This window comes from Mycobacterium sp. (assembly GCF_049673265.1).
Taxonomy (GTDB): Bacteria; Actinomycetota; Actinomycetes; order Mycobacteriales; family Mycobacteriaceae; genus Mycobacterium.
The window spans coordinates 1-4,271 of sequence record NZ_JBATXN010000065.1 but is presented as its reverse complement, the minus strand read 5'-3'; the positions used below and the strand labels follow the sequence as shown (position 1 = coordinate 4,271).

Genomic DNA, 4,271 nt, shown 5'->3' with positions numbered 1-4,271 from the left:
TCATCGTCGGCGCGAAGTCCGACGGCAAGAAGATCTTCGGCCTGGCGACGCTCAACGTCCGCTTCCGCTGAGCCGAGAAAGTGGTTGGTGGTCAGCTGAGCCGGGACTGCAACACGGCGAGGCCGGGGCCCGTTAGGCGGTCGAACGCGACGGTGCGTCCGCATATGGCCAACATCACCGCCGCACCCGATCCCTGAATCGGATCGCCACCGCCCCATGTTCGACCAGTGTCGTCGTCGTGCAGCGCGATACCGCGCAGGCGGCTGCGCGGAAAGAAGCCGAGTTGCGTTGGTCCCGTAAGGAAATCAAGAACCCGGCCGACATGGTGTGGATCCGGTCGATACGCAATTCCCAAGGGTATCCGCATGTCGGCGCCATGTACCAACACATCAGTAAGGCCCGATAGCGGACCCGTCACCGGCGGACTCAACCTGTAGTCAGCGTGGCGGCGCAGCATTTCGGCAATCTCGGCGCCTGTTGCTTGCGCCCGGCGACGGGCGAGTGCGTCGATTCCACGATTGATGCTGCCGTGGCGAAGGCCGCTGGCCATAAAGCCCCAGAATCCGTCGGCGAAATCGCTAACCAGATGCGCGGCAACCGTTTTGACGTCCCAACCAGCACACAGGCTCGGGGTGGCCAATTGGTCAGCATCAAGACCGTCGACCAACGCGGCGATCGACCTCCGCTCGTCTGCCACCGCCGCGAATACCTGTTCGCGTTCCACCTCGCTGAGCCGCACGAATGCAGAGTATCGGGGCGGCCCATTTCTCGCGGTACAACCAGTCGCCGCTTCGAGCTATCGATTCCCGACCTACTGTCTAACGGCGTGGAAATCGACGGTCCTGCCGCCCAAGCAACTGAACCCTGCACACCACCCTGCGATGAGTTTTGTGGTGCTGGCTCCTCAGTACTGAAGGAAGTCTGGTGAGGAGCGAAATGAACGGAGTCCAACTATGAACGCACCGGAAATCACCCAGCACGATTCCTCTCGGGAGCCGAAGGGTTTTCGGATCTTTCTGCGCGTATACGGTGGCCTGACGCTGGCGATCTTTGTCCTGCTGCTGGTGGGCTTCCTCGACCAGTCGCCATTACTAGCCGAGCATGGCGGAGCGTTGAACTGGACGATCTGGAACGACGTGCGTTGCGGCAGTGAGCATATGCACGTGCCTCCGATGCTGATGGTGATCTACATCGTGTGGGGGGTTTTTCTGCTGCGCGCCGCCCGTGACCCGCAAAGCTATACGTCGTTCTTGTCCTTCACGATGTGGGCCAACCTCGCGCACGGGTTATTGATGGCGGTGCAAGCGGCGACGGAGATCCAGCATTACTGGAGCAAATTCCTCACCGACATTCCGTTCGTGCTGATCCTTGCGCTCGGAATCTACCTATGGCGTCGAGCGAATACGGCGCGCTACCCGTCATAAGCGCGTCGTCGGAGCGTGATCGACGGGGTTTACCGCGAACCTCGTGGAGAGTGCGACATTTCGTTCCAGTTCTGCAAACGCGCCACTCGGGTGCCGGTGCGCTTCGTCGAGAAAGATCGAGCGCATCTGCTCGACGAAGTCGAGTCGGGGATACGCGGAGACGATCGCGGTAAGCGATTCGGGGTTCATCTCGTCGCTGCCAAGTCCCGCAACGTCAACGGCCGCGCCTGCTTGTACGACGCGATGGACAGGGACCTCTTCGGCGACAAGATTCGTGTGCCGCAAGATCGCGCCCTCGACAAGCCGGATGCGTTCGAGCGGCCATCCTCGCCGTTCAAGGAACGAACACGCTAGATCAGCGCCGCTACGCACGAACTCCTTCTCGGTTCTGTGCTCGTCGGTCAAACCGAGGTCATGCAGCATTGAGGCCACGAACGCAGCCTCGTCGTCGACATCGCTGGCGGGCACCAAGCATCGCCCGAAGAAGAATGTTCGATAACTGTGGTTGAGCAGGTAACGAGGCGCCGCGGCCGCGGCGAGGTCGGCCGCGGCTGCGGCTGCGGCTGTTTCGGGGATTGCGGGAATCATTCGAGCTCCGTTGTGATGGCTGGATTTAACAAGATCGTCGCGCCGCGCGATCATGACCACAAGGTCAGACCTACCTCAGATTCGGACATGGGCGGCGTGGGGCACGGTCGCTCCGCGAACAATCCTTGGCCCATTTAGGACTCCCCACGGCGTTCTGCTTCATCGACCCTGCGCCTAAACAACTCCGACCCACTTCCGCGGGTCGTATCCGCTAACCGAGGCTACCGACCCGACAATGTCGGCTAGGAGGTCACGAGGCATGGATTTCGGATTTCTACCACCGGAAATCAACTCCGGACGGATGTATGTCGGTCCCGGTTCAGGGCCGATGCTGGCCGCCGCGGCGGCCTGGGATGGGCTTGCCACCGAGTTGCAGTCGGCGGCTTCGTCATACGAATCGGTGATATCGGAGCTGACCGCGGGGCCCTGGCTTGGCGGCGCATCAGCGGCGATGACGAGCGCAGTTGAGCCGTACGTGGCGTGGATGAGAACAACCGCCGCGCAGGCTGAGCAGACAGCCATCCAAGCAAAAGCGGCGGCAGCCGCCTATGAGGTGACGTTTGCGGCGATGGTGCCCCCGCCGGTGATCACGGCCAACCGCGCCCTTTTGCAGGCGCTGGTGGCGACCAATCTATTGGGGCAAAACACCCCGGCGATCGCGGCCACCGAGGCCCTGTATGGCGAGATGTGGGTGCAAGACGCCACTGCGATGTACGGCTACGCCGGTGCATCGGCGTCTGCTACGACCCTGGCTCCGTTCACTCCGGCACCGCAGACAACGAGCGGGGCGTCGGCCGCGACCGACGCAGTACCCGCAGCGGTTGTGGATACGCTGGCGAGCGTTGAGGGCAACCTGCTGTTTTGGCCGGGCGTGGCCCAGGCTGGACTGACGCCATTGAACACCTTCTCTGAATTTGTCGACTTAAGCTACGACGACTCGGAAGTCCGCGATGAGGCCAGGGAAAACGACATCTTGCGTACGTTCAGCTACAACCATTTTCAGTTGCCACCCGGAGTTGCCGTCGAGAGCGAGTTGCCACCGCCTGCGACAGCATTGGGCACCGCGAAGACCCAGTCGGTGACAGCGGGTCTGGGTCGGGCTGCAACGGTCGGGGGGTTGTCGGCGCCGCAAGGCTGGACCGTCGCCGCCCCGGAGATCAGGCTTGCCGCGGTGACGTCGTCGGCCGCGGGCCTGGGCGCCGCCCCAGAAGTCATGGCAGCCAGCCCTGGAAGCCTCTTCAGCGAGATGACCCTGGCAAACATGGCAGGCCGAGCCATCAGCGGCGCTCCTACTCCGAGGCGGCAGGAGCGCATCGGTTCGACGTCCGGTGCTCGTGCACCGCAGACGTCGGAGCCGGTGAGCGGACACATGACGGCAATGGCCGCCGACGTCCATGAGTTCGCGGAAGCGCTACTCAAACTCGGCGATCTCCGCGACTCCGGGCTCCTGACTAACGAAGAATTCAGCAAGGAGAAAGAACGTCTCCTCGCCCGGTGAATGTCGACCATCGCGCGCCACGCGCTCAGATGCTCAGTGCGCAGTCGCGCCTAGGTGCAACGATATTGCCCGTTGAGCACGCAATTCGACGGTGGCGAGTAGGAACCGGTCAGCACGCCTCTGAGACCACCCGTGGCTGACCCACCGGGTGCAATGCTGCGATTCCAATTCGAGGGGCTGAGAACATAGTGCGTGCCAGATTGAGTAAGGGTGCTATTCCACGTGTGCGAGACGGATTGTCCTGCCGGCATGTCGAATTCAAGCTTCCAATCGCTTAGCGGCACCGGGCTCGAATTGGTGATGATGAAGCGAGCGATGAAGCCGTTCTGCCACGTATGTTGCACCGACAACGTCGCCGTTGGCGCAGCCGCATGCGCTACGGGGGTGATAGCTAGTCCGAGGCTGGCGACCATCACTGCCGACACGGTTACGTGAAGCGCTGTGCGCCAGCGCTTCACGTAACCGTCCAGTCCGGCCATAGCAGCCAACACTAAAGGCAAACGGGCGATATCGGCGCTCGCATCGCGGCTAAGCTGCAGTACCTTTGCCCAACTGAGACCGTCGTGAAATTTAAGAGTTACGAGCTGCTGCTGCTGTAAGTTCTCGAATCTCGTCGCCAATCGCGATGGGCTGAGCTGTGCCGATGCGAATTGGCTCACGTCATGTCCACACCGGTTTGTCTCACTTGCGTGTCCACTTTTCGAGACTCAAAGGGTCGACTCGATTCAACCATCGGAGCCCACGAGTGGTGCATTTGGCGG

5 protein-coding genes are annotated in these 4,271 nt (G+C 61.8%); 2 read left to right on the top strand and 3 right to left on the bottom strand.

Annotated elements, in window-relative coordinates; genetic code table 11:
- Nucleotides 1–91 precede the first annotated feature (91 nt).
- Entirely contained in the window at nt 92–739 is a 648-nt protein-coding gene (locus WBF82_RS02290; protein ID WP_424381479.1) for a maleylpyruvate isomerase family mycothiol-dependent enzyme, read from the bottom strand.
- A gap of 214 nt (nt 740–953) precedes the next feature.
- Between WBF82_RS02290 and WBF82_RS02285 the strand changes: the two genes are divergently transcribed.
- Nucleotides 954–1,424: a DUF6632 domain-containing protein gene (locus WBF82_RS02285; RefSeq protein WP_424381478.1), complete on the top strand. Its 471-nt coding sequence runs from the start codon at nt 954–956 to the stop codon at nt 1,422–1,424.
- On the opposite strand, the gene WBF82_RS02280 is transcribed toward WBF82_RS02285, so the two are convergent.
- A complete protein-coding gene (locus WBF82_RS02280; RefSeq protein WP_424381477.1) occupies nt 1,419–2,012 on the bottom strand; it encodes an HD domain-containing protein in 594 nt (197 codons plus the stop codon). The two genes, WBF82_RS02285 and WBF82_RS02280, sit on opposite strands and share 6 nt — an antisense overlap.
- Nucleotides 2,013–2,271: 259 nt before the next feature.
- Here WBF82_RS02280 and WBF82_RS02275 point away from each other — a divergent pair, with 259 nt between their 5' ends.
- A complete protein-coding gene (locus WBF82_RS02275; protein ID WP_424381476.1) occupies nt 2,272–3,510 on the top strand; it encodes a PPE family protein, SVP subgroup in 1,239 nt (412 codons plus the stop codon).
- Nucleotides 3,511–3,560: 50 nt separating this feature from the next.
- On the opposite strand, the gene WBF82_RS02270 is transcribed toward WBF82_RS02275, so the two are convergent.
- The gene (locus tag WBF82_RS02270) at nt 3,561–3,989 is read right to left on the bottom strand and encodes a cellulose-binding domain-containing protein (protein ID WP_424381480.1); all 429 of its coding nucleotides are present in this window, start codon (nt 3,987–3,989) and stop codon (nt 3,561–3,563) included.
- Nucleotides 3,990–4,271 lie beyond the last annotated feature (282 nt).

Bases quoted from the DNA above. Each gene is read 5' to 3' on its own strand.
- WBF82_RS02270 (WP_424381480.1), bottom strand. From the start codon at position 3,989: ATGGCCGGACTGGACGGTTACGTGAAGCGCTGGCGCACAGCGCTTCAC.
- WBF82_RS02275 (WP_424381476.1), top strand. From the start codon at position 2,272: ATGGATTTCGGATTTCTACCACCGGAAATCAACTCCGGACGGATGTAT.
- WBF82_RS02285 (WP_424381478.1), top strand. From the start codon at position 954: ATGAACGCACCGGAAATCACCCAGCACGATTCCTCTCGGGAGCCGAAG.
- WBF82_RS02280 (WP_424381477.1), bottom strand. From the start codon at position 2,012: ATGATTCCCGCAATCCCCGAAACAGCCGCAGCCGCAGCCGCGGCCGAC.